General features: G+C 47.5%; 20 protein-coding genes. 19 read left to right on the plus strand and 1 reads right to left on the minus strand.

Going from position 1 to position 24,681, the window contains the following annotated elements:
- The first annotated feature begins 8 nt into the window (after positions 1 to 8).
- The 16 genes from rsmH to lpxC all read left to right on the plus strand — a co-directional run bounded on the left by rsmH (position 9) and on the right by lpxC (position 18,600).
- Positions 9 to 959 (plus strand): 16S rRNA (cytosine(1402)-N(4))-methyltransferase RsmH, encoded by a 951-nt coding sequence (rsmH, locus tag FD960_RS00830; RefSeq protein ID WP_215299280.1) that lies wholly within the window; start codon positions 9 to 11, stop codon positions 957 to 959.
- Positions 956 to 1,222, plus strand: coding sequence for a cell division protein FtsL (ftsL, locus tag FD960_RS00835; RefSeq protein WP_088527827.1), 267 nt, complete (start codon positions 956 to 958; stop codon positions 1,220 to 1,222). Before rsmH ends, ftsL begins: the two co-directional genes overlap by 4 nt.
- A complete protein-coding gene (locus FD960_RS00840) occupies positions 1,219 to 2,991 on the plus strand; it encodes a penicillin-binding protein 2 (RefSeq protein WP_215299281.1) in 1,773 nt (590 codons plus the stop codon). Before ftsL ends, FD960_RS00840 begins: the two co-directional genes overlap by 4 nt.
- Positions 2,988 to 4,541, plus strand: coding sequence for a UDP-N-acetylmuramoyl-L-alanyl-D-glutamate--2,6-diaminopimelate ligase (locus tag FD960_RS00845; RefSeq protein WP_215299282.1), 1,554 nt, complete (start codon positions 2,988 to 2,990; stop codon positions 4,539 to 4,541). Before FD960_RS00840 ends, FD960_RS00845 begins: the two co-directional genes overlap by 4 nt.
- Positions 4,541 to 5,989, plus strand: a complete 1,449-nt coding sequence (gene murF, locus FD960_RS00850) for a UDP-N-acetylmuramoyl-tripeptide--D-alanyl-D-alanine ligase (RefSeq protein WP_215299283.1) — start codon at positions 4,541 to 4,543, stop codon at positions 5,987 to 5,989. The genes FD960_RS00845 and murF overlap by 1 nt, the downstream gene beginning before the upstream one ends.
- Positions 5,980 to 7,149, plus strand: coding sequence for a phospho-N-acetylmuramoyl-pentapeptide-transferase (gene mraY, locus FD960_RS00855; protein ID WP_215299284.1), 1,170 nt, complete (start codon positions 5,980 to 5,982; stop codon positions 7,147 to 7,149). The genes murF and mraY overlap by 10 nt, the downstream gene beginning before the upstream one ends.
- A gap of 10 nt (positions 7,150 to 7,159) precedes the next feature.
- Positions 7,160 to 8,779, plus strand: coding sequence for a UDP-N-acetylmuramoyl-L-alanine--D-glutamate ligase (gene murD / locus FD960_RS00860; protein ID WP_215299285.1), 1,620 nt, complete (start codon positions 7,160 to 7,162; stop codon positions 8,777 to 8,779).
- Positions 8,776 to 10,047 carry a putative lipid II flippase FtsW gene (ftsW, locus tag FD960_RS00865; RefSeq protein WP_215299286.1) on the plus strand — a complete coding sequence of 424 codons (1,272 nt, stop codon included), beginning with the start codon at positions 8,776 to 8,778 and terminating at the stop codon, positions 10,045 to 10,047. The genes murD and ftsW overlap by 4 nt, the downstream gene beginning before the upstream one ends.
- Positions 10,044 to 11,117 (plus strand): undecaprenyldiphospho-muramoylpentapeptide beta-N-acetylglucosaminyltransferase, encoded by a 1,074-nt coding sequence (murG, locus tag FD960_RS00870; protein ID WP_256441751.1) that lies wholly within the window; start codon positions 10,044 to 10,046, stop codon positions 11,115 to 11,117. The genes ftsW and murG overlap by 4 nt, the downstream gene beginning before the upstream one ends.
- Positions 11,114 to 12,550: a UDP-N-acetylmuramate--L-alanine ligase gene (gene murC, locus FD960_RS00875; RefSeq protein ID WP_215299287.1), complete on the plus strand. Its 1,437-nt coding sequence runs from the start codon at positions 11,114 to 11,116 to the stop codon at positions 12,548 to 12,550. Before murG ends, murC begins: the two co-directional genes overlap by 4 nt.
- The gene (locus FD960_RS00880; protein ID WP_215299288.1) at positions 12,543 to 13,556 is read left to right on the plus strand and encodes a D-alanine--D-alanine ligase; all 1,014 of its coding nucleotides are present in this window, start codon (positions 12,543 to 12,545) and stop codon (positions 13,554 to 13,556) included. The genes murC and FD960_RS00880 overlap by 8 nt, the downstream gene beginning before the upstream one ends.
- On the plus strand, positions 13,553 to 14,419 hold the full coding sequence (locus FD960_RS00885; protein ID WP_251369804.1) for a cell division protein FtsQ/DivIB: 867 nt from the start codon (positions 13,553 to 13,555) through the stop codon (positions 14,417 to 14,419). Before FD960_RS00880 ends, FD960_RS00885 begins: the two co-directional genes overlap by 4 nt.
- A gap of 9 nt (positions 14,420 to 14,428) precedes the next feature.
- Positions 14,429 to 15,658 (plus strand): cell division protein FtsA, encoded by a 1,230-nt coding sequence (ftsA, locus tag FD960_RS00890; RefSeq protein WP_215299289.1) that lies wholly within the window; start codon positions 14,429 to 14,431, stop codon positions 15,656 to 15,658.
- Between the two features lie 47 nt (positions 15,659 to 15,705).
- Positions 15,706 to 17,046, plus strand: a complete 1,341-nt coding sequence (gene ftsZ, locus FD960_RS00895; protein WP_215299290.1) for a cell division protein FtsZ — start codon at positions 15,706 to 15,708, stop codon at positions 17,044 to 17,046.
- 112 nt (positions 17,047 to 17,158) lie between these two features.
- Positions 17,159 to 17,659, plus strand: coding sequence for a peroxiredoxin (locus FD960_RS00900; RefSeq protein ID WP_215299291.1), 501 nt, complete (start codon positions 17,159 to 17,161; stop codon positions 17,657 to 17,659).
- 26 nt (positions 17,660 to 17,685) lie between these two features.
- A complete protein-coding gene (gene lpxC / locus FD960_RS00905) occupies positions 17,686 to 18,600 on the plus strand; it encodes a UDP-3-O-acyl-N-acetylglucosamine deacetylase (protein WP_215299292.1) in 915 nt (304 codons plus the stop codon).
- A 9-nt stretch (positions 18,601 to 18,609) separates the two neighbouring features.
- On the opposite strand, the gene FD960_RS00910 is transcribed toward lpxC, so the two are convergent.
- Positions 18,610 to 19,113 (minus strand): hypothetical protein, encoded by a 504-nt coding sequence (locus tag FD960_RS00910; RefSeq protein ID WP_215299293.1) that lies wholly within the window; start codon positions 19,111 to 19,113, stop codon positions 18,610 to 18,612.
- A 54-nt stretch (positions 19,114 to 19,167) separates the two neighbouring features.
- Between FD960_RS00910 and secA the strand changes: the two genes are divergently transcribed.
- The 3 genes from secA to FD960_RS00925 all read left to right on the plus strand — a co-directional run bounded on the left by secA (position 19,168) and on the right by FD960_RS00925 (position 24,668).
- Positions 19,168 to 21,933, plus strand: a complete 2,766-nt coding sequence (gene secA / locus FD960_RS00915) for a preprotein translocase subunit SecA (protein WP_215299294.1) — start codon at positions 19,168 to 19,170, stop codon at positions 21,931 to 21,933.
- A 141-nt stretch (positions 21,934 to 22,074) separates the two neighbouring features.
- Complete coding sequence (locus tag FD960_RS00920; protein WP_215299295.1) at positions 22,075 to 22,533, plus strand: (2Fe-2S)-binding protein; 459 nt, start codon at positions 22,075 to 22,077, stop codon at positions 22,531 to 22,533.
- Positions 22,534 to 22,544: 11 nt separating this feature from the next.
- Entirely contained in the window at positions 22,545 to 24,668 is a 2,124-nt protein-coding gene (locus tag FD960_RS00925) for a xanthine dehydrogenase family protein molybdopterin-binding subunit (RefSeq protein ID WP_215299296.1), read from the plus strand.
- Positions 24,669 to 24,681 lie beyond the last annotated feature (13 nt).

A 24,681-nucleotide genomic window follows, 5' to 3' on the forward strand; every position in this document is an offset into this window, starting at 1 on the left:
AGGGTGCCATGAACATAACTCATCGCCCAGTGTTACTGGCCGAGGCGGTGACGGCGCTGATCAGTGGCCCACTCATCACCTCTCCAGAAGCCTCAAAAAATCTACTCTTGATCGACGGAACATTCGGGCGTGGTGGCCACACTCAAGCATTGCTTGCACACCTCAACCCCAATGCGCGAATGATCTCTTTCGACAAAGATTTGGATGCAATAGCAGTCGCCGAAAAAATCAACGATCAACGACTTCGAATAGTTCACGACAGTTTTGCGCAGATGGATCAGTATGCGGAACCAGAGTCGGTGGATGGCATTTTGTTGGATCTGGGTATCAGCTCTCCACAGGTAGACGAAGCGCATCGAGGATTTTCATTTCGCAAAGACGGTCCGCTGGATATGCGCATGAACACCGAGTTTGGTTTGACGGCAGCGCAATGGTTGGAACAGGCACCACAAGAGGAAATCGCACGCGTGATTAAGACTTACGGTGAGGAGCGTTTTGCATCTCAGATTGCTAAAGCCATTGTGGCAAAGCGTGAAGAGGGCTTGTCGCCTAAAACAACCTTGCAGCTTGCAAGCTTAGTGGCAAGTGTTGTGCGTACTAGAGAAGTGGGGCAGGATCCTGCGACAAGAACATTTCAAGCATTGCGAATTTTTATCAATCGCGAACTAGAAGATTTGGAACTGGGTTTGAAGGCGGCGCTGAAATTATTAAAGCCAGGCGCTCGATTGGCGGTAATCAGCTTTCACTCATTAGAGGATCGCATCGTTAAGCAATTTTTGCAGGCACACTCCAAGGTTGAGGTGCCACGTGGATTACCGGTGCGCGAAAAAGATTTACCGCAAAGCGCTTTGGAAATTATTGGGCGCGTTAAGCCAAGTGATGAGGAAGTTCAAGAAAATCCTCGTGCTCGCTCAGCCATTATGCGCATTGCTGAAAAGCGAATGGGGGCATTGGCTTGAATCGCGCCACACTTACCTTGCTCGTATTGTTACTGGTCTGCGCACTTTCTTTGGTGGCTGCTCAACAACGCGCGCGTAAATTATTTATTTCACTAGAGCGCGCTCAAATTGAAGAGCGCAAGCTGAACCAGGATTGGTTGCGTCTTGAGTATGAGCAACGGAATTTATCTAAATCTGCTCGTATTCGTGATGTAGCTCGTAATCAATTACATATGGTCCCCATCTCCCCAGAGCGTACTTTGTATCTGAAGGAGGCTAGATGAGGCCAGTAGGTTTTTCAACTACGCCGAATTTAGTATTGCGTCTGCCGATGTGGCGGTCACGCCTGATGCTGTTCATGCTGTTCTTCGTATTTATGTTGCTGTTGATCCGCGCTTTTTGGATTCAGGGTCCGGGAAATGCTTTTTATGAAGCCAAGGGCGTGCGCGGGACACAGCGTGAGTTGGAGCTTCCCGCTTCCCGTGGAAAAATTTTGGACCGCAATGGCCAAGTTATTGCTACAAGTTTGGAAGCGAAGTCTGTTATCGCCTATAACGACACAGTGCCCGATGATTTGTCCGCGGAGAAGATTCGTAAATTGGCTGGCTTATTGCAAATTGGCGAAGCTGAGTTGCGTAAAAAATTAAAAGAAGAGCGAAAACAGATCTTCTTGAAGCGCCAGGTGGATCCAGAGGTTGCTCAGCAAATTAAGCAATTAGAAATACCAGGTATTGGCTTGAATAATGAATACCGTCGCTTCTACCCAGAAGGTGAGGCGATGGCTCACGTCGTTGGCTTTACCAATGTTGAAGATCGTGGCCAAGAGGGCATGGAGCTCTCAAGAGAAAAGGATTTGGCTGGACATCCAGGGCAGCGCCGTGTCGTGGTTGATCGCTTGGGTCGGGTTGTGGAAGATGTTGCGATTTTGCAATTACCGCAAAATGGTAAGGATCTTCAGCTCTCTATTGATAGCAAGATTCAGTTTCTTGCCTATAACGCTGTGAAGAATGCGGTTGAGCAGCATCATGCAAGTGCTGGTGGGGCTGTAGTGCTCGACACGCAGACTGGTGAAATCTTGGCTTTAGCAAATTATCCAAGCTACAACCCAAATGACCGTAAGAAATTAACTGGCGAGCAATTGCGTAATCGTGTGTTGACCGATACGTTTGAACCTGGCTCAACAATCAAGCCTTTGACAATATCGATTGCTTTGGAGAAGGGTGCTGTTGCACCTAATACTAATTTAGTTATTGGCGCCAAATATTTGGTAGGCCCTAAGCCGATTACGGATACACACCCTTATGGCAATTTAACGGTTGCTCAAATCATTCAGAAGTCGAGCAATATTGGTACAGCCAAAATTGCGATGAATAATCTTTCCGCCGAAGAGATGTGGAATTTTTACACTTCCGTGGGATTGGGTCAGTCACCAAAGATTGGCTTTCCAGGTGCAGTAGCTGGTACGGTACATCCGTATAAAAAATGGATGCCGACTGATCAGGCGCGTATTGCATTTGGCTACGGTATATCCGCATCCCTCTTTCAGGTAGCGCGTGCGTACACCATCTTTGCTCGTGATGGTGAGTTGGTGCCTCTTACCATTGAGCGCAGTCCAGACTTTAAGCCTGGCACTCATGTCATCTCTGCAAAGACAGCGCTAGAAATGCGGAGCATGCTCGAGACAGTAACGGAGCCAGGCGGCACAGCGATTAAGGCGCAAGCTGAGGGCTATCGCGTTGGCGGAAAAACTGGTACTGCCCATAAATTAGTGGGTAAGGGTTATGGAAATAAATACCGCGCTTACTTTGCCGGTATCGCGCCAATTAGCGCCCCACGGATTGTGGTTGCCGTCATGATTGATGAGCCAACTGGCGGTAGTCACTACGGCGGTGATGTTGCGGCACCCGTGTTTTCTACTATTGTTAGTGAAACATTACGCACGCTGAATGTGTTGCCTGATAGTAATGTGAAGCAAATGGCGCTAGAAGATAAGGCTCCTGTAGAAATTCATACTGCTTCTGCAAAAGTACAACCAGCGGTTTTGAAAAGATGATGGCGACAGTGATTATCGAACCTCATCTTTTGATCTCCCACTTGCACGGCCTTACTTCGTCCTCTGCAAAAATTTCTGCTGATAGTCGTCTGATTGTTGTCGGGGATATTTTCTTTGCGTATCCGGTAGGTCGGGGTACTGCATATCGTGACGGTCGTGACTATATTTCTGCAGCACTCGCTAATGGCGCGGCTACTATCGTATTTGATCCGATTGATGGCGTGGCAAACGAATATCTAGATCATCCGCAATGTATTGCTGTTGAGAATTTGGCATTACTTGCTGGAAAGCTGTGCGCGGAATGGTATGAGCATCCGAGTGCGCAATTAAATGTGATTGGCGTTACCGGTACTAACGGTAAAACGACTGTTACTCAGTGGCTCGCTCAGGCGCTTGATGAACCTTTGGATCGAGCAGCCGTGCTTGGGACCTTAGGTACAGGGTTTCCTGGCGGACTTCTACAGACCGGGTACACCACTCCAGATGCACCTCGTTTGCAAACACAAATTAAAGAATTGCATGATAGTGGCGCCCATCGTATAGCGATAGAGGTCTCATCGCATGCGCTCGATCAAGAGCGTGTTGCTGGATTACATGTGCAGTGCGCTGTATTTACCAATTTGACTCAAGATCATTTGGATTATCACGGCACTATGGCCGAATATGCAGAAGCGAAGGCCAAACTTTTCCAGTGCGCCGGTCTTGAGCATGCAGTTATTAATTTAGATGATGCATTTGGGCGTGAGCTTGCGGTGAAATTGCTTGCAGCCAATCAGATTCGGGTATGGGGTTATGCACTCAGCCAAGAAGCTTTTACTGGCTTTGAGAAGTTTGCAGATCGCTTAAAGCGGGTTTATATAAAAGACTGTGCTCTGAGTTCTTTGGGATATGACGCTACATTCCATTGTGAAGGTATGGGTGCAAGCGCCATTCATCTTTCCGTTTTGGGTCAATTTAATTTAAGCAATAGTTTGGCGGTATGGGCGGTTTTATTGACCCAGGGCTTCAGTGTGGATGACGCTGCTAAGCGGATGGGTAAGTTGCGCCCAGTTTCTGGTCGCATGGAATTAATTTCTTTGCATAAAACCCAGCGCACCGATGGCCCTATGGTTGTTGTTGATTATGCGCATACGCCGGATGCGTTGATGAAGGTATTAGTTGCGTTGCGCCCAATCGCGAACCAAAGGGGTGGAAAGATTTGGTGTGTATTCGGATGCGGCGGAGATCGTGATTCTGGTAAGCGCTCGCAGATGGGTCGTATCGCTGAAGAATTCGCTAATCACATTGTGTTGACAAGCGATAACCCAAGATCCGAAGATCCCGAGTCAATTATTGCCATGATCCGCTCTGGCATAGCATCTGACTTTAAAGAGGTGCAGATACTTCCAGATCGTGCGGCAGCGATTATGGCTGCAGTGCGTCATGCGGACACTAAAGATGTTGTATTGGTCGCCGGTAAGGGTCATGAATCTACCCAAGAGATTCAAGGTAAAAAATTCGATTTTTCCGATCAAGAACATATTCGTCTTGCTGCTGGAGGGTGCATCTGATGTCGATGATGACAACACTAGCTCAAGCGCATGCGATGTTGCCTGGAAGCGTCTTGCTCAATATTTCTGAAGAAGATGCTAAATCATTGTCGCTTTCTAAGGTGGGCACTGATAGCCGCCAGATAGAGCAAGGCGAACTATTTGTTGCTTTGATTGGTGAGCGTTTTGATGCGCATGACTTCTTGTTAGATGTTGCTCAATCTGGAGCGGCGGCTATATTAATTAGTAAACAAGATGTATGCCCTAAAGATTTCCCCGCTCTTTGTGTGGCTGATACCAAGGTGGCGTTGGGTAAATTAGCTCAAGCTTGGCGTGCCACATTCTCAATACCGGTTGCAGTAGTTACTGGGTCAAATGGCAAGACTACTGTTAAAGAAATGATCGCGTCGATTTTTAAGGCGGCGGTAGGCGAGGCAAATACTTTGGTGACTAAGGGCAATTTCAATAACGATATTGGCTTGCCTCTCACATTATTGCGTTTACGCCCCAGCGACCGCTTAGCGGTGATTGAGCTTGGAATGAACCATCCCGGTGAGACTGCGCAATTAGCGGTGATTGCTCAGCCTACTATTGCGCTGATCAACAATGCTCAGCGTGAGCATCAAGAATTTATGGCGACTGTTGAGGCAGTAGCCAAAGAGCACGCGACCGTACTCGGTGCCCTTCCATTAAATGGTGTGGCTGTATTTCCTGCGGATTCTGAATTTTCTGAGCTTTGGCGCCAGGCTGCGACAGGAAGAAAAATGATTGACTTCAGCCTGTCTTCTCATGTCGATCACAAGGGTGCGGCCGTAAGCGGACGACTCTTAGAAAATGGAAAGCTAAACATTCAAGCTGAGCAAGGTGAAGTAGAGGTTCGGTTAAATACGTTGGGTAATCACAATATTCGCAATGCGCTGGCGGCCTCGGCCGTTGCATTGGGTGCGGGATTGAGTTTGGAAAACATTAAAGAAGGTTTGCAATCCTTCTCGCCTGTGAACGGCCGCATGCAAGCAAAACAGGTAAGCCCCCATATCACCTTGATTGACGATAGCTATAACGCCAACCCTGATTCAGTTCGGGCTGCGATTGATGCGCTTCACCAGTCAGGAAATTTATCTTGGCTGGTTCTTGGAGATATGGGTGAAGTGGGTGATCAAGGCCCGGCGTTTCATCAAGAGGTTGGTGCTTACGCTGCAGAGCGTGGTATTGCCAAGCTATTTGCTTTGGGCGAGCAATGTGAATTTGCAGTACATGGATTTAATGCGGTGAAGAAGCAACAAGATCAATCTTCAGTAGCTTTGCATTTCCTCGAATTAGATCTTTTGTTGGCAGAGCTTAGTGGCGTATTGGGAGATCAAGCATCTCATGCTCCAACGCATTTGGATATTTTAGTTAAGGGTTCTCGTTTTATGCGCATGGAGCGTGTGGTGCAGGCCTTATTAAAGGAGGCTAAAACATGCTCTTAATCTTGGCCCAATGGCTGCAGGATGATTTTGGATTCTTTCGAGTCTTTAACTACATTACCTTTAGAGCGGTGATGGCAACGGTAACCGCCCTCTTGATTGGCTTAGCCGCTGGTCCTTGGGTCATTCGTAAATTAGCCGCATTAAAAATGGGACAAGCTGTTCGTACAGATGGTCCTCAAACCCATTTAGTAAAGTCGGGTACTCCAACGATGGGTGGCGTGTTGATTCTGTTGGGGATCTTCATTTCTTGCATGCTGTGGGCGGATTTAAGCAATCGCTTTATTTGGATTGTCATGATCGTGACCTTTGGTTTTGGATTGGTGGGCTGGGTTGATGACTATCGCAAGGTGGCCCGTAAAGATCCGAAGGGAATGGCCTCGAGAGAAAAGTTCTTTTGGCAAACCTTGATTGGATTATTTGCCGCTATCTATTTGGCATTCTCAGTCTCAGAAGTAAACAATCTTAAGGTATTGCAATTGTTCTTTGACTGGCTCAAGAGTGGCTTTGCCTTAGATTTGCCGGCTAAGTCAAATTTGCTGATTCCCTTTATGAAGGAAATTAGTTATCCGCTTGGAGTGATGGGCTTCATTATCTTGAGTTACTTGGTGATCGTTGGTAGCAGTAATGCGGTGAATCTCACGGATGGCTTAGACGGTTTAGTGATCATGCCCGTTATTTTGGTTGGGGCAGCATTAGGCGCATTTGCTTATGTGATGGGTAATGCGATTTACGCAAAATATCTACTATTCCCTTACATTCCTGGCGCTGGTGAGCTCATGATTTTCTGTGGAGCAATGGGGGGTGCCGGCTTGGCATTCCTTTGGTACAACACACATCCCGCTCAAGTATTTATGGGTGATGTTGGCGCGCTCGCATTAGGTGGGGCCCTTGGAACGATTGCAGTCATTGTCCGCCAAGAAATCGTCCTCTTTGTGATGGGCGGTATTTTCGTGGCAGAAACTTTCTCAGTCATGTTGCAAGTTTTCTGGTTCAAATTTACCAAGAGGCGTTTTGGAGAAGGGCGTCGCATTTTTAGGATGGCGCCACTTCATCATCATTTTGAATTGGGCGGCTGGCGTGAAACGCAAGTTGTTGTTCGCTTCTGGATCATCACCATTTTATTAGTTCTCATTGGCCTCTCCAGCCTGAAATTAAGGTAAGCCAAAGAATATGCATAACTTAGATCTCACTTTCGCCAATCCAGCTCTCATCGGAGATGAGGCTTATCAGTCACCTCAACGTTTCTTAGTTTTGGGATTAGGTGAGTCTGGTTTCGCAATGGCAAAGTGGTGCTTGCGTAATGGCGCCAAGGTGAGTTTGGTTGATACACGAGATCGCGAACAGCTGAATGAGCATCAAAAAGCGTGGTTAGGTGAGTTGGAGTTTGCTGGATTACAAAATGCGCACTTTGGCTCGCTCGATGAATTTGATCTTCAGGACATAGATGTCCTTGGCATTAGTCCAGGCTTATCGCCTTTGCAAGAGCCCGTCCAATCTTTCTTGACTAAGGTGCAAGAATCAGAGATTGATATCTGGGGCGAGATGGAATTTTTTGCTAGAGCGATTGCCGCTTTGGGTCGGATGGCACAAGCGGATAACTCGCAATATCAACCGGCAGTATTGGCTGTGACCGGTACCAACGGCAAAACCACCACTACTGCGTTGACTGGTCAGTTATGTGAGCGTGCCGGTAAACGAGTTGCCGTGGCTGGCAATATCAGCCCTGCTGCTTTGGATAAATTGATGAGCTGCTTGGATGCGGCAGATCAAATCTCAGATATGCCCGAGATTTGGGTTCTAGAACTTTCAAGCTTTCAGTTGGTCTATACCAGCACCTTTAATCCAACAGCAGCTACAGTTTTAAATATCACACAAGACCATTTAGATTGGCATGGTGATATGCAGGCTTATGTAAGAGCAAAGGCAAATATTTTTGGTGCAGATGCTCTTTGTGTCCTTAATCGCGATGATCCCGAAGTAATGGGCTTGCTGTCTGATGAGCAAAAAGCCAATAGATCCATCGTAACTTTTGGTGCTGGCCGACCAGATGAGCAGGGTGCTTTTGGTATTGAGCATGATTTACGTGCTGGCGGGATTGATTGGCTAGTATGGGCCGAGGTCGATGAGGATGTAGAGCCCCAACCGAAGCGTCGTCGTAAAGCTGCGGTAGTTGAAGATGAGCCACTGCGATTAAAGCGCCTTATTCCGGCTGATGCTTTACGTATTCGTGGCAGACATAATGCCTTAAATGCATTAGCAGCACTTGCGTTGGCAAGAGCTGCTGGTTTACCGCTCAATTTGCTATTGCATGGCTTGCGTGATTATCACGGCGAGCCGCATCGTGTACAAAGTGTCGCTATCGTTGCCGACGTGGAGTATGTGGATGACAGCAAGGGCACTAATGTGGGCGCAACAGTAGCGGCATTAAATGGTTTAAGTGCCAATGAATCCGGTAAGCGTATTTGGTTAATTGCTGGCGGTGAGGGTAAAGGTCAGGACTTTAGTCCTTTGCGTGAGCCTGCTTTGCGATTTGTAAAGGGCGCTTTTCTCATTGGAAAAGATGCTGCAATCATTGCTGAGACATTGGGCGACTCCATTCCTTGTGTGATGAGCGAGACTTTGAGTAATGCAGTTCATGAGGCTGCAAAACAGGCGCAATCTGGCGACATCGTCCTGTTGTCTCCTGCCTGTGCAAGTCTCGATCAATTTAGTAGCTATATTGCACGCGCTGAAGCATTTGTGTCTGAAGTTCAAGAATTGGGAATGCAATTCGAAGGAGTTCATGCATGAGTCTGAAAGAAAAATTCTTTCCTGAAAATCGCCTAGGCTTAGGACGCTTTTGGAATTTTTCTAGAGGCGGTATTGATAATTTCCGCAGCGGATTGCGTGATGCCGTATCTGGTGTTGAGCAGACCCGTTCGCGCATGATGGATTACGACCAGCTTTTAGTGTGGGCGGTCCTGTCATTAGCGCTCATTGGTTTAGTGATGGTCTATTCCGCCTCTATTACTTTGGCCGATGGTCCGAAATACGCAAATTACAGTAGCAACTTCTTTTTAATTCGCCATCTTATTTCTTTGGCGATTGCAATCGGTGTGGGTATATGGGCATTCAAGATCCCTACTAAAGTTTGGGATCGCTACTCACCAGTGATTTTTGGTTTCACAGTCCTACTGTTAATCGCTGTATTAATTCCTGGTGTTGGTAAGGGTGTTAATGGAGCGAAACGTTGGATTCCATTGGGGTTGATGAACTTCCAGCCATCTGAGTTGATGAAATTTGCTGCCGTTATCTTTGCGGCTAGCTATACGGTTCAACGCCAAGAGTATTTGCATTCATTTGTGAAGGGCATGTTACCGATGGGTATCGCCGTAGCTTTGGTGGGTGGTCTACTGATGGCTGAGCCAGATATGGGTGCCTTCGTTGTAGTTGCTCTGATCGCTTTTGGGATTTTATTTCTTGGCGGCATTAACGCTAAGTTATTTGGCGGGTTGATTCTAGTGGGTCTACTCAGTGGCGCAACCATGATTGCGCTATCTCCTTTCCGTCGCGGAAGGATGTTGGCTTTTATGGATCCATGGCAGGTTGATAACGCGGCAAATAAGGGATATCAGTTAACCCATTCTTTAATGGCATTTGGCCGTGGCGAATGGTTTGGATTGGGATTGGGTGGAAGTGTTGAGAAACTCCACTATCTACCCGAAGCCCATACCGATTTCATCATGGCAGTGATTGGTGAAGAGCTTGGGTTTGTGGGTGTAGTGGTGATGATCTTCTTGTTTTATTGGATCGTACGTCGCGCATTCTTAATTGGCCGTACCGCATTACAACTGGATCGCAGTTTTGCTGGTCTTGCCGCTAAAGGTGTGGCGATTTGGATTGGCTGGCAGGCATTCATCAATATGGGTGTCAACTTAGGCCTTCTTCCTACTAAGGGTCTGACACTGCCATTGGTAAGTTATGGTGGCTCTGGAATTTTGATGAACGCTGTTGCGGTAGCGATGCTACTGCGCATTGATTATGAAAATCGAATTTTGATGCGTGGAGGAAAGCTGTGACTAAACCCTCCATTTTGGTAATGGCTGGTGGCACCGGGGGACATATTTTCCCGGGCTTAGCTGTCGCTGAATATCTGCGCATCTGCGGCTGGAACGTGTCATGGCTTGGCAATCAGAATGGCATGGAATATCGCTTGGTAAAAGCCTGCGATTTTCCATTTGAAGCAGTTGATTTCGGCGGTCTCCGCGGAAAGGGCTTCAAAACTAAATTGATGTTGCCTTTCAATCTCGCTAGAGCAAGTTTTCAGAGTTGGAAAATTATGCGTCGCTTAAAGCCAAGCGTGGTTTTGGGTATGGGTGGATACATTACCTTCCCTGGTGGCTTAATGGCGAAGTTATTGAAGAGGCCCTTGGTGTTGCATGAGGCAAATTCTGTGGCTGGTAGCGCGAATCTTGCTTTGACAAAAATCGCTATGCGAACTTTGACTGGCTTCCCGAATACTATGACTCGTGCTGAGTGGGTAGGCAATCCTATTCGTGCTGAATTCGATAGCTTAGAAGCGCCTTCAGTACGCTATCAAAAACGTCAAGGTAAGTTATCGATCTTGGTAGTGGGTGGAAGCTTGGGTGCCGCTGCACTAAACGAGATCATTCCTGCTGCTTTAGCGTTGATGGATAAAGCGGTTCGCCCACAGGTGATTCATCAGGCTGGAGATAAACATCTCGCTGATTTGGAGCACCGATATACAGAGCTGGGAGTAGAGGCGGATATTCGCCCATTTATAGATGACATGCCTGCTGCATATGCTCAGGCAGATTTAGTGATTTGTCGCTCGGGTGCAATGACCATCTCTGAAATTGCCGCATGTGGCGTTGCATCTTGCTTGATTCCATTTCCTTATGCGATCGATGATCATCAAACTGCAAATGCAAAATTTTTATCAGATGCGGATGCGGCCATTTTGTTGCCACAGCAAGATCTGAATGCTCAGGATCTTGCTTCTATGATTCAAAACTTTAATCGCCATGATCTACAAGCGATGGCTGAGCGTGCGCATGCCCTAGCAAAGCCACATGCGACTCAGCGTGTCGCGGAAGTATGCGCAGACTGCGCAGGAGTGGGAATATGAAACACATTGTTCAGCAAATTCATTTTGTAGGCATTGGTGGTGCTGGTATGAGTGGCATTGCTGAGGTGCTACTGAACTTGGGATACCAGGTATCCGGGTCTGATCTTGCTGAGGGTGCTGCAACTAAACGCCTTCGAGAGCTGGGTGCGGTTATTCATATTGGGCACGATCCTCAAAATATTGGCACAGCAGAGGCTGTAGTGATTTCGACCGCAGTTGCTGGTAATAATCCAGAAGTTTTGGCGGCGCGTGCGGCAAAGGTTCCGGTGATTCAACGTGCCGTGATGCTGGGTGAGCTCATGCGTCTTAAACAGGGCATTGCGATTGCTGGCACCCATGGCAAAACAACTACTACTAGTTTGGTTGCCTCTGTGTTGGCCGAAGGCGGCTTAGATCCAACGTTTGTGATTGGTGGAAAGTTAAATTCCGCTGGAGCAAATGCTCGCTTAGGCCAAGGTGACTTCATTGTGGTGGAGGCAGATGAGTCTGATGCCTCTTTCCTGCAACTTTTCCCGGCAATGGAAGTGGTTACCAATATCGATGCTGATCATATGGATACTTATCAGCATGATATGGCGCGCTTGAAGCAGGCTTTTGTACAGTTTATTCAGCGTATGCCGTTTTATGGTGTTGCTGTGCTTTGCGTAGATGATGCGAATGTACGAGATATTCTTCCATTCGTTTCCCAGCCAGTCCTGCGCTATGGTTTATCTGAGGATGCCGATATTCGCGCAAGCAATGTCCGCGCCGTTGGTACTCGTATGCACTTTACCGTTGATCGTAAAACAGTTCGTAGGCATGGCAATAAGCCCGGCCAACTAGAGGTACAACTGAATTTACCTGGCTTGCACAATGTGCGCAATGCCTTGGCGGCAATTGCTATTGCCACTGAACTGGGCGTTGGCGATGACGCGATTATGAAAGCCTTGTCCCAATTTAGTGGCGTGGGTCGTCGCTTTCAAAAATATGGTGAGATTGCGCTAGCTAGTGGTGGAACTTTTACATTGATTGATGATTATGGGCACCACCCGGTGGAGATGGCTGCGACATTGGCGGCTGCCCGCGGTGCTTACCCAGACCGTCGTTTAGTGTTGGCCTTCCAACCCCATCGTTACACAAGAACGCGCGATTGTTTTGGGGAGTTTGTACAGGTGCTTAAGAACTTTGATGCACTAGTTTTGACTGAGGTTTACCCAGCTGGCGAAGCGAAAATTCCTGGGGCGGATGGTCAAAGCTTGATGAAATCAGCTATTACGGCTGATAAGCAATTAAAAGGCTCTTTAGATAGCGCTTGCGTAGTGTTTGCCCCAACAGTTGGTGAAATGCCAGAGCAATTAAGTGGTTTATTGCGTGATGGCGATGTCTTAATCACGATGGGCGCCGGCTCCATTTCCGGATTGCCCCATGTATTGGCGGAGGCAAAGCATGTCTAAGCCTAATGACAAATTAATCTCTTGGGGTGAGCGAGTGAAGCGCGATCTCGCAAATCTCAATGTGCAATCTTTAGGTAAGGTTGGTGTATTGCTGGGCGGCCGTTCTGGTGAGCGTGAGATTTCTTTGATGTCCGGTGGCGGTGTGCTTGAGGCTCTTCTCTCTAAAGGGGTTGATGCTCACGCATTTGATCCAGGCTTGCGCTGCCCAACTGAGTTAGCTAAAGAAAAATTTGATCGGGTCTTCATTTCCTTGCACGGCCGTTTTGGTGAGGATGGCACTATCCAGGGGTTATTGGAGTTGTTGGGCTTACCTTATACCGGTAGTGGTGTTTTGGCCTCAGCTTTGGCAATCGACAAAATAGCAACCAAGCGAATTTGGTTAAGTAGCGGTTTATCCACTCCAGAGTTTGAGGAGTTAAAAGCTGACAGTGACTGGAGTGCCGTGGTTGCGCATCTTGGTTTGCCATTGATTGTGAAGCCTGCGCATGAGGGTTCATCTTTAGGCTTGACTAAAGTGAAGTCGGTTGAAGAGTTGCCGGCCGCATATCAGCTGGCCGCAGCAATGGACAAGAAAGTCATCGCGGAGACTTGCATTATTGGGGATGAGCTTACTTGCCCATTGGTTGGCTTTGGCAATGATGCTGAAGCTTTGCCAGTCATCAAAATTATTCCACCACAAGCAAATTACGACTTTCATAATAAGTACTTCTCTGATGAGACGCAGTACCTCTGTCCGACTGGATTAGCTCCTGAGGTCAATCTTGCCGTTCAAGAATTGGCGCTGGCCGCTTATCGCGTGCTCGGATGCAAGACGTGGGGTCGTGCTGATGTGATGCTAGACCAGAAGACTGGTAAGCCCTATCTATTAGAGATGAATACCTCTCCCGGAATGACCTCACATTCTTTGGTACCAATGGCTGCGAAAGCTGCTGGTGTTGAATATGCCGAGTTGGTGTTGTGGGTCATTAGTCAAACGCTTCACGACAAAGGAGTCGCTCAAGCATGAGTCGCATCAGCGCTTTCCTAAACGGCTTTGGTGAAGTATTTGCTTCGCTGGTATCTCCGATCTGGAATCATCCAGGGCGTATGCAAAAGCTCAGCCGTTTCTTGATGCGCTGTTTTGCGGTAATGGTGTGCATTGGTATCTTGGTTTGGTTAAGTCAGCGCCCTGTTTTTTCATTGCGCCAAGTGGTTATAGAGCCGGTAGCGGGACAGACTCTAAAGCATGTTAACAAGCCTGTTGTGAAACAGCAGGTGCTGGAAACCGTGCAAGGAAACTTTTTTAGCGTGAGATTGGAAGATGTCAAGCGTGGATTTGAGTCCATGCCTTGGGTTCGTCATGCAAATGTCCGAAGAGTTTGGCCCAATGGCTTAGTCGTGAGCATTGAAGAGCAAAAGCCTTTTGGTACATGGGGCAATGTAGATAGCCACACATTGATGAATACGCACGGAGAGTTGTTTTCAGGTCACGTATCGGATGTGGGTGATGGCATTAGTTTGATTGAGTTTTATGGCCCAGAAGATTCGAGCAAAGAAGTGATGCGTCTATATGAAAAAGCAAATGCATGGTTCAAGCCATGGAATTCGGAAGTAAAAAGTTTGACCTTATCGGAGCGTTATGCCTGGCACGTCAAACTGTCAAATGGCATGCGTGTTGAATTTGGGCGTGATGAAGAGAGCTCAGATAAAACATTAACCGAGGATCGTGTGGCGCGCCTCTTTAAGTATTGGCCTCAAGTTCAAGAGAAGTGGGCTAATCGTGTGGACGCGATTGATTTGCGGTACGCCAATGGATTTGCAGTGCATCTAGCTGCTGCAAACTTAAAAAAGAATGATGTAGATGGCAAGAAAAGCGAGCAGAAGCAATGAGGAATGAGAATGAGTAAAGACAACCGCGATTTATTGGTGGGCTTGGATATTGGCACCTCCAAGGTGGTTGCCTTGGTCGCTGAGTTAGCGCCCGATGGTCAATTTAATGTTGTTGGCGTAGGTCAAACTGCTTCTAAGGGTCTGAAGAAGGGGGTAGTTGTCAATATTGAGGCAACGGTTCAGTCTATTCAGAAAGCATTGGAAGAGGCCGAGGTAATGGCTGATCGCCAAATCGTTCAAGTGTTTACCGGAATCGCTGGAAACCACATTGTTAGCTTTAACTCTAGCGGTATGGTGGCTATTCGAGATAAAGAGGTAAGTGCCGGAGATGTTGAGCGTGTGCTAGAGACGGCCAAAGCAATCAATATTCCAACAGACCAACAGATTCTTCACATTCTCGTTCAAGAATTCATTATTGATGGGCAAGAAGATGTGCGTGAGCCAATTGGTATGAGTGGTTTGCGCCTTGAGGTAAAAGTGCATATCGTGACTGGCGCTGTGAGTGCTGCGCAAAATATTGTGAAGTGTGTACGCCGCTGCGGTCTTGAGGTCAATGATTTAATTTTGCAGCCACTCGCGTCTAGCTTGGCCGTGCTCACTGAAGATGAAAAAGAGTTAGGTGTAGTGCTGGTAGATATTGGCGGCGGTACTACTGATATTGCAATTTATTGCCAAGGCTCAATTCGTCACACTGCGGTAATTCCAATCGCAGGCGATCAAATTACTAATGACATCGCCATGGCATTGCGTACGCCAACTATCGATGCGGAAGATCTCAAGATTCAATATGGTATCGCTCGCCAAGATATGGCAGATCCAACAACTATGATTGATGTGCCAGGCGTTGGCGATCGTGAGCCACGTCCAATGTCTAAGCAAGCCTTGGCTGCGGTAATTGAGCCACGTGTTGAAGAGTTATTTACGCTGGTTAGGGGTGTTGTGCGTGACTCTGGTTATGAAGATATGGTTTCTTCTGGAATCGTGCTGACCGGTGGTACTGCCTTGATGCCAGGGATGGTAGAGCTGGCTGAACAGGTGTTCTTGCGTCCAGCACGGATTGGTACCCCTGAATATCGTGGTCACTTACATGAAGTGCTTCGCAGTCCACGATTCGCTACCAGCATCGGTTTATTAATGGAGGGCCAGGCGCAGTTGTTGCGTGGTCGTCGAGTATCTCAATCAGGCGCGCTACAGAGTGTTATCTCGCGCATGAAGGAATGGTTCGCAGGAAATTTTTAAGTTTTTCGTCGTCGTCAATGTAGTACGTTTATTACCTAGGAGGGTATATGGAATTTGAAATGTTAGATCAAGAAACAGCCGGTAAAACCATTATTAAAGTGGTTGGAGTCGGTGGCGCTGGCGGCAATGCTGTTCAGCACATGATTCGTCGCGGTGTAAGTGGCGTAGAGTTTATTTGCATGAACACCGATGCTGGCGCTTTACAGCGTTCTGAGGCATCTGTGAATTTGCAACTAGGCTCTAGCGGACTTGGTGCCGGCGCTAAACCAGAAATCGGTGCGGCCTCCGCTGAAGAAGCGCGCGCTCGTATCGCTGACACATTGCAAGGCGCACACATGGTATTTATTACTGCCGGTATGGGCGGTGGTACGGGTACTGGTGCTGCTCCAATCGTGGCGCAAGTTGCCAAAGAGATGGGCATCTTGACGGTTGGCGTAATTAGTAAGCCATTTGACTTTGAGGGTGTGAAACGCCTTAAGGTTGCGGAAAATGGCGCTTCAGAGCTTGAATCTTATGTGGACTCATTGATTGTTGTTCTCAATGAGAAGCTCTTTGAAGTGATGGGTGAAGACGCTGAGTTCGATAAGGCATTTGCTTGCGCAGATGATGTGTTGCACAACGCTGTTTCTGGTATCGCTGAAATCATTAACGTACAAGGTTTGATTAACGTCGACTTTGAGGACGTGAAGACCGTAATGGGCGAGCAAGGTAAAGCGATGATGGGAACTGCAACTGTTTCTGGAATGGATCGCGCACGTTTAGCTGCTGAAGCTGCAGTTGCTTCACCACTACTCGAAGGCGTTGACCTTTCCGGTGCACGTGGCGTATTGGTAAATATCACTGCTAGTCGCTCACTGAAATTGTCTGAAACTCGCGAAGTAATGGCTGCTATTCGTGGCTATGCTGCGGATGATGCAACGGTGATCTTTGGTACTGTGTATGACGAGAGCTTAGGTGATGCATTGCGCGTTACTGTGGTTGCTACTGGTTTGAATAATCCACAAGCCCGTCAAAGCCATCAGCCAGAAGTTGTTTGGAGACAGGCAACTGGTACGCATGATGCAATGCCAACAATGGCTGATTTAAATAGTTTTGCTCCTGCAAGCGCATCAGCTGCAATGAGTAAAGTTGGCTTGGATTCAGCTTTAAGTACTAGCGCGGGCTTAGCGTTAACTGGTTCTGGTAATGCGCCTGCAATGGCTGCCCAACCAGCTGCTAGTGGCGTTGATTACAGTCAATACGATTTGCCACGTGTATTCCGTAGTTCGCGTGAAGCTACACCAGCGCCTACTTTAGGTGCTGATAGCTCTCCTCAAGCTAAGTCCATGTTGGACAAAGGGGCTGATTACTATGAAATTCCAGCCTTTTTACGTAAACAAGCAGATTAATTGACTGCTTAATACAATAGGTTATTGCGAAATGCCAGCGCGGCGCCCCTCCGGACGACGAATCCCGCGCTTGCGTTGGCATGCTTACTAACAATTACTTATTGGAGATGTCATGATTACTGTTGGACAAAAATTACCAAACGCTACGCTTTATGAATTTTTTGATGAAGCGAGTGAAGGCTGCTCTTTAGGGCCAAATGCATTTGAAGTAGAGAAGCTTACAGCCGGCAAAAAGATTGTTATTTTTGGATTGCCTGGTGCTTTTACGCCAACTTGCTCCGCAAAGCATGTGCCTGGATATGTTGAGCACTATGACGCGCTTAAAGCAAAAGGTGTTGACGAAATTTGGTGTGTTTCTGTAAACGATCCGTTTGTGATGGGTGCATGGGGTCGCGATCAAAAAGTGGGTAAGAAAATTCGCATGATGGGTGATGGCAGTGCTGAATTCACAAAAAAGTTAGGCCTTGAGTTGGACCTTACTGCTCGTGGATTGGGCGTTCGCTCAGACCGCTATGCCATGATTGTTGAAGATGGCGTAGTGAAGACTTTAGACCGTGAAGCTCCTGGCAAGTTTGAGGTAAGTGATGCGGCTTCAGTATTGAAAAAGCTCTAAGAAACCATTCCTGAATTCCGATAAAAATGATGAAGCAACGCACAATTGCCACCCCGATCAAGACCGTGGGGATTGGCTTGCACTCAGGGCGCAAGGTAACGCTGTCGATTAAGCCTGCGCCCGTGAATTCAGGAATTTTATTTGTTCGTGTCGATACTCCGGAGCAGTCTGTTGTGCCTGCTACTGCTCTAGCGGTATGCGATACCCGTCTTGCGTCTGTCATCCAAAAGGATGGCGTGCGTGTATCCACAGTTGAGCATTTGCTCTCCGCTTGCGCAGGGCTTGGCTTAGATAATCTGCTGATTGAGTTAGACGGTGAGGAAGTTCCCATCATGGACGGGAGCGCTGCATCGTTCTTATTTTTGATGGAGTCAGCTGGTATTGCCGAACAAGATGCGCCAAGACAATTTGTCGTAATCAAAAAACCGATTGAAGTGAGAGAGGGCGATAAGCTAGCGCGCCTCGAGCCATTCTTTGGATTTAAGCTGGACTTTACGATTGACTTTAAACATCCGGCGGTTGATAAGACTGGCCAACGTTTTGTGGTGGATTTTGCCGAGCACGCTTACCGAAGTGAGATTGGTCGTGCCCGCACTTTTGGTTTCGCCCATGAAGTTGAGGCCTTACGCGAAATGGGTTTGGCGCGTGGTGGAAGTTTAGATAATGCTATCGTGCTAGATGAGCACCGCATCCTCAATAATGAGGAGCTGCGTTATGAGGATGAGTTTGTACGGCACAAGATCTTGGATGCCATTGGAGACCTCTATCTGGTAGGGCATCCTATTGTTGGGGCCTATATTGCCGAGAAATCAGGCCATGCCCTCAATAACGCTTTATTGCGCAAGCTACTGGAAGACCCAAGCTCTTACGAGATCAGTGGCTTTCCTGAAAATAAGGCGCCTGAGGCGTATTCCAAAGAGAGTCAGCCCCTCTTTTTCTAAATTCTGCGTTTATTTGGATTTATTTTGAAGAAGGCGTTCAACAGCTTTCCTCAAATCTGAATCAGGCGCTAATTTTTCCAATAACCCTTCCCATGATGCACGTGCTACGGCATTAAAACCCTTGGGTTTTTCAAGGGCCTGTTGGCCGGTGCGAGGCTTCATTTCCCAGGCTGGGGGCGCTGGTTTTAGGCGTACCTTAATTGCAGAGCAAATCACCCCATTTTTTGCTAACTCATTGATTAAGCTGGGTAAAACTTGTTGCAAGCGAGTAGCAATACTAGCCCCGCCCACTAGCAAAAAGAGCTCATTTTGGCCGCCAGTGCGCCAACCAATCTCAATTTTCGGAGTTAGATTGCCTAAATTCAGCTCGGCCAAGGCAGTTTTAAGGGCTATTTTGAGCTTAGCGAGGTCCTCAGTTTTCGCCAAAATTCCTCCCAGACCCTCCGAATCCCGAAGGTAGTCCAGCCAATCATGGGCTGCATTCTTGCGGGAGGGTTTGGGGGCGAAGTTCATATGAATTAGGGGTGCGGGTGATAAACTCAAGGACTTAATTTACTTCAATATCCCATGGTAATCGGTCTTCTTAAAACCCTGGTCGGCAGTCGTAACGACCGCCTCTTAAAACAGTATCGCAAAGTGGTTGCCAAAGTTAGCGCTTTTGAGCCTGGCCTGCAAGCTTTGGATGATGCCGCACTTCAGGCAAAAACTGCTGAGTTCAAGTCACGTCTGGCTGCAGGTGAGCCCCTTGATGATATTGCTCCGGAAGCATTTGCAGTAGTTCGCGAAGCTAGTTCCCGTGTAATGAAGATGCGTCATTTTGATGCGCAAATTTTAGGTGGTTTGGCCTTGCATCAAGGCAAGATTGCTGAAATGGGTACGGGCGAGGGTAAGACTCTTACCGCAACACTACCCGTTTATTTAAATGCCTTGAATGGTAAGGGCGTTCACGTTGTTACTGTGAACGATTACTTGGCTCAGCGAGATGCTGAGTGGATGTCTACCCTATATAACTTCCTTGGCATGAAGGTGGGTGTGAATCTTTCGCAGATGGATCACACCACCAAGCAAGAGGCATATGCCGCAGATATCACCTACGGTACGAATAACGAATTTGGTTTTGATTACTTGCGCGACAACATGGTTCAAGATTTGGGTCAGCGCGTTCAGCGTGGCCTTGCTTATGCCATCGTTGACGAAGTTGACTCTATTCTGATTGATGAGGCTCGCACCCCATTAATTATTTCTGGCCAAGCTGAAGACCATACCGATCTCTATTTAAAAATCAATGCATTGCCATCTTATTTAGAGCGCCAAATTGGCGAAGAAAAAGCGGATGGTACCGGCGTTGAAAAGCCAGGCGATTATTGGGTAGATGAAAAATCGCAACAGGTGTATTTGACAGAGCAAGGCCATGATAAGGCTGAGTCAGTCTTGGTGGAATTGGGTGCCTTAAATGATGGCGACTCCTTATACGCTCCGCAAAATATTACATTGATGCACCATGTGTACGCTGCTCTGCGTGCGCACTCCTTGTATCACCGTGATCAGCATTATGTTGTTCAGAACAAAGAAGTCATCATTGTCGACGAGTTCACTGGACGATTAATGCAGGGTCGTCGCTGGTCGGATGGTTTGCATCAGGCAGTTGAGGCAAAAGAGGGCGTGCCGATTCAAAATGAGAATCAGACACTAGCCACGATTACTTTCCAGAACTACTTCCGTATGTACGGTAAGTTGGCTGGTATGACTGGTACTGCGGATACTGAAGCCTATGAGTTCAAGGAAATTTATAACCTTGAAACGGTGGTGATTCCACCTAATCGTATTAGCCAGAGAAAAGATCGCCAAGATCAAATCTACAAGACTTCTCGCGAACGTTACGATGCGGTCATTAAAGATATTGAAGATTGCTATAAACGTGGACAGCCAGTATTGGTTGGAACTACTTCGATTGAAAACTCAGAGTTAATTGCCAACTTATTAGATCAGCGTCAATTGCCGCATCAAGTGCTGAATGCTAAGCAGCATGCCCGTGAAGCGGAAATCATTGCTCAAGCTGGTAGGCCCAAAATGATCACAATTGCCACCAACATGGCTGGTCGTGGAACCGATATCGTGTTGGGTGGAAATGTAGGTAAGCAATCATCATTAATTCAGGCCGATCCAAACTTATCAGATACTGAAAAAGCTGAGAAGATTAAGACCTTGCAAGATGAGTGGCATAGCTTGCATGAACAAGTATTAGCAGCAGGCGGTTTGCATATTATTGGCACTGAGCGCCATGAAAGTCGTCGTATTGATAATCAGTTGCGTGGTCGCGCTGGTCGTCAAGGCGACTTTGGTTCCTCTCGTTTTTATCTTTCCTTGGATGACTCGCTTCTCCGTATCTTCGCTGGAGATCGCTTGCGTGCAGTCATGGATCGACTCAAGATGCCTGATGGTGAGCCTATTGAGGCAGGCATGGTGACTCGTTCAATCGAGTCTGCTCAGCGTAAGGTCGAAGGTCGTAACTTTGATATTCGTAAGCAGCTTCTCGAGTATGACGACGTTGCTAATGATCAGCGCAAAGAAACATACCGCTTGAGAAATGAAGTTCTAGAAAGTGATGATATTGGTGAGTTGATTGCCAATTTGCGTGAAGACGTTTTACGCAGCATCTGCGCTTTGTATGTTCCTTTGGAGTCCATGGAAGAGCAATGGGACTTGGCTGGGCTGGAGAATGTTTTAGCAAATGACTGGGGTTTGACTGTTGATCTGAGAACTTGGGTGGAGAACTCCGCATCCATGGATGATGCTCAGATCGTTGAGCATGTCTTGGAAGCTGCAAATAAAGCTTATGACGCTAAGGTAGAGCTGTCTGGACGCGCGTCTTTTGCTGGCTTTGAGCGCTCTGTTCTTCTCTATAGCGTGGATACTCATTGGCGTGAACATTTGGCGGCATTAGATCATCTGCGCCAAGGTATTCATTTGCGGGGCTACGCTCAAAAAGATCCAAAGCAAGAATATCGTCGCGAAGCATTCGAGCTGTATGGTGAATTGCTCAATGTCATTAAGAATGATGTTGTTAAGAGCATCATGACTGTGCAGATTCGCAGTGCTAGTGAATTGGATGAGGCTTCTGAGTCTATGAATGAGGATTTGGCCAAGCTCTCCGATGTGCAGTATCAACATGCAGATGCTGATCTTGAGGTTGCTGGTTCCACCGGTGATCGTGGTGCTGCCATTGAGATTGTTCCGGCACCAGCACGCTCTGGTCCTAAGGTTGGTCGCAATGATCCTTGTACCTGTGGCAGCGGTAAGAAATACAAAAACTGTTGTGGCGCATTAAGTTAACGCTAATTTCACTGTATTTACTTGAGAAGGCCTGGATTGATCCGGGCCTTTTTTATTTCTTGGTGAAATCCCTAGTGGGTAGTTATGCGTGATGATGGAAGATCTGTCATCATTTGTTAAAACCACATTTAAGGAGGTGATATGGCAATTTCTTTTAATCTCAATGGCAAAGCTGTTAATTTTGAAGGGGATCCAGAAACCCCGATTTTGTGGGTATTGCGTGACCACTTGGATGTGACCAGCCCAAAGTATGGATGTGGCGCTGCACTTTGTGGTGCGTGCACCGTGCATCTTGAGGGGAGTGCCATTCGTTCTTGTTCAACCCCAGTCTCCGCGGCAGCAGGAAAAAAAGTCACCACCTTAGAAGGCTTGCCTGAAAAAATGGGCCATGCATTACACGATGCTTGGTTGGAGTTTGACGTGCCGCAGTGTGGTTATTGCCAGACCGGTCAAATGATGTCAGCAGCGGATTTATTGGCGAGAAAGAAACAGCCAAATTCTGAAGAGATTAAAAACGCCATGAGCGGAAATATCTGCCGCTGTGGAACTTATTCACGAATTGAGAAGGCTGTGAAGCGCGCCTCCGAGAAGTTGGCTTGAGGAGCATGAATATGAAAAATAACTCCGTAAAAAATATTAGCCGCCGTCAGTTTATTCAAAAGAGCTCAGTGGTTGCAGGCGCATTTGTGGTTGGCATGCATCTTCCAGTAATGGGAGAGGCTGCAGTTCCTGCAAAGGGCGAGCCAGCATTGGCGAATGCCTGGATTCGTATTACTCCCGACAATCAAATTACCTTAATTTGCGCTCGATCAGAGATGGGCCAAGATACCTATACTTCGATGCCAGCACTATTGGCGGAGGAGTTAAATCTACCTTTATCCATGATTAAGGTAGAGATGGCGGGAGTTGCGCCGGTATATATCAACGCTTTATTAGGTGGTCAAATTACGGGCGGTTCTACTTCCGTTCGAGAGGGCTTCGATAAGTTACGTATTGCGGGTGCGGCTACTCGAGCAGTATTGGTTCAGGCGGCAGCGAATCGTTGGAATGTTTCCGTGGATCAATGTGTTGCCATGAATGGTAAGGTGACACACGCTAGTGGAAAGTCTGCCACTTATGGTGAACTTGCTGCGGATGCAGCCAAATTACCTTTGCCAGAAAAGCCAGCGCTAAAGTCGCCGGCAAACTTCATGGTGATTGGTAAAGAAAAAATGCGTCGCCTAGATACACCTGCCAAGATTGCCGGTAAAGCTGTCTTTGGTATTGACGTAAAGATTCCCGGAATGGCAATTGCTTCTTTGGCTCAGTGCCCTGTTATTGGTGGCGTGCCAACATCGGTAGATGACTCTGCCGCTTTGAAAGTAGCCGGCGTGATTAAGGTGGTGCAGATATCCGACGGCGTGGCTGTTTTGGCAAAAGACTTTTATGCGGCGCGTAAGGGTAGAGATGCTCTCAAAATCACTTGGAATGAAGGACCTGGCGCTAATATCAATAACATTGAAGTCCGTAAGCAATTAGAGGCGGGCTTAAGTAAAAAGGGCGCCATCATTAAAACGGTGGGAGATCCTGCTGGTGCGATTGCAGGCGGCAAGGTAATTAGTGCGCAGTACTTTTTACCGTATCTCGCACATTCCACGATGGAGCCGGTCAATTGTTCCGCGGATGTTTCTAATGGCAAATGCAGAATTATTGGACCGATTCAGTTTCAGCAGGGAGCGCAGGCGGTTTCGGCTGCAGCTGCTGGAGTGAGTCCAGAAAATGTCACCATTGAAACCACCTTTTTAGGTGGTGGGTTTGGGCGGAAGCTGGAATTAGACTTTATTCGTCAGGCAGCAGAGATTTCACGAGCAGCAGGTATGCCGGTGAAGATGCTCTGGACCAAAGAGGACGATATCACCCATGACTTCTATCGCCCAATGAGCGTACATCAGATGGAGGCAACTCTGAGTGGAAGTGGGCAGCTTGATGCTATGAAGGCCAAAATGGTTTCCCAGTCCGTCACCGCTCGAGCTTTCCCAGGGTTTGTTAAAGATGGTTTTGATCCCTTTATGACAGAAGGTTCGAATAATTTGACATATGACATTCCTAATTTGGAGGTTGCCAATGTTATTGAGGATGTTGGTATCAGGGTTGGATACTGGCGTTCAGTGAGTAATGCTTTGAATGCATTTGCTGTTGAGAGTTTTATGGATGAGTTGGCTAAGGCCGCGGGCAAGGATCCGGTTGCTTTCAGGTTGGCCGCTCTCAAAAAGCAGCCTAGAGCACAGGCAGTTTTAAAGCTGGCTGTTGCAAAATCGGGCTATCAGGCTGGTAGCAAAAAGTTCGGCGTTGCGCAGATGGAGTGTTATGACACTTATTCCGCTTGCGTTGTGGAATTGGATGGGGCCTCTGCTGGAGCCAAGGTAAAGAAGATTACTTTTGTTTCAGATTGCGGTATTACTGTTCATCCTGATCAAGCTAGGGCCCAGCTGACTGGTGGCGTGCTTTATGGTCTAGGGGCTGCTCTGAGCAATGAAATTACCATTCAAAATGGTCGAGTGCAGCAAAGCAACTTCAATAACTATCCAAGCCTCCGTCAAAATCAGGTGCCGATTGTTGATGTGCACTTAGTGCCTAGCCAGGAGAAGCCAGGCGGTTTGGGCGAGGTGGGCGTGCCCTTGGTTGCTCCGGCGCTGGTGAACGCAATTGCTGCGGCTACTGGCAAGAGAATTCGGGAATTGCCAATCAAGGCGTAAGGTTTCCTCTCTC

This window comes from Polynucleobacter sp. AP-Nino-20-G2 (genome assembly GCF_018688235.1).
In the GTDB taxonomy this organism is placed as follows: Bacteria; Pseudomonadota; Gammaproteobacteria; order Burkholderiales; family Burkholderiaceae; genus Polynucleobacter.

Bases quoted from the DNA above. Each gene is read 5' to 3' on its own strand.
- rsmH (WP_215299280.1), top strand. From the start codon at position 9: ATGAACATAACTCATCGCCCAGTGTTACTGGCCGAGGCGGTGACGGCG.
- FD960_RS00840 (WP_215299281.1), top strand. From the start codon at position 1,219: ATGAGGCCAGTAGGTTTTTCAACTACGCCGAATTTAGTATTGCGTCTG.
- FD960_RS00845 (WP_215299282.1), top strand. From the start codon at position 2,988: ATGATGGCGACAGTGATTATCGAACCTCATCTTTTGATCTCCCACTTG.
- murF (WP_215299283.1), top strand. From the start codon at position 4,541: ATGTCGATGATGACAACACTAGCTCAAGCGCATGCGATGTTGCCTGGA.
- mraY (WP_215299284.1), top strand. From the start codon at position 5,980: ATGCTCTTAATCTTGGCCCAATGGCTGCAGGATGATTTTGGATTCTTT.
- murD (WP_215299285.1), top strand. From the start codon at position 7,160: ATGCATAACTTAGATCTCACTTTCGCCAATCCAGCTCTCATCGGAGAT.
- ftsW (WP_215299286.1), top strand. From the start codon at position 8,776: ATGAGTCTGAAAGAAAAATTCTTTCCTGAAAATCGCCTAGGCTTAGGA.
- murC (WP_215299287.1), top strand. From the start codon at position 11,114: ATGAAACACATTGTTCAGCAAATTCATTTTGTAGGCATTGGTGGTGCT.
- FD960_RS00880 (WP_215299288.1), top strand. From the start codon at position 12,543: ATGTCTAAGCCTAATGACAAATTAATCTCTTGGGGTGAGCGAGTGAAG.
- FD960_RS00885 (WP_251369804.1), top strand. From the start codon at position 13,553: ATGAGTCGCATCAGCGCTTTCCTAAACGGCTTTGGTGAAGTATTTGCT.
- ftsA (WP_215299289.1), top strand. From the start codon at position 14,429: ATGAGTAAAGACAACCGCGATTTATTGGTGGGCTTGGATATTGGCACC.
- ftsZ (WP_215299290.1), top strand. From the start codon at position 15,706: ATGGAATTTGAAATGTTAGATCAAGAAACAGCCGGTAAAACCATTATT.
- FD960_RS00900 (WP_215299291.1), top strand. From the start codon at position 17,159: ATGATTACTGTTGGACAAAAATTACCAAACGCTACGCTTTATGAATTT.
- lpxC (WP_215299292.1), top strand. From the start codon at position 17,686: ATGATGAAGCAACGCACAATTGCCACCCCGATCAAGACCGTGGGGATT.
- FD960_RS00910 (WP_215299293.1), bottom strand. From the start codon at position 19,113: ATGAACTTCGCCCCCAAACCCTCCCGCAAGAATGCAGCCCATGATTGG.
- secA (WP_215299294.1), top strand. From the start codon at position 19,168: ATGGTAATCGGTCTTCTTAAAACCCTGGTCGGCAGTCGTAACGACCGC.
- FD960_RS00920 (WP_215299295.1), top strand. From the start codon at position 22,075: ATGGCAATTTCTTTTAATCTCAATGGCAAAGCTGTTAATTTTGAAGGG.
- FD960_RS00925 (WP_215299296.1), top strand. From the start codon at position 22,545: ATGAAAAATAACTCCGTAAAAAATATTAGCCGCCGTCAGTTTATTCAA.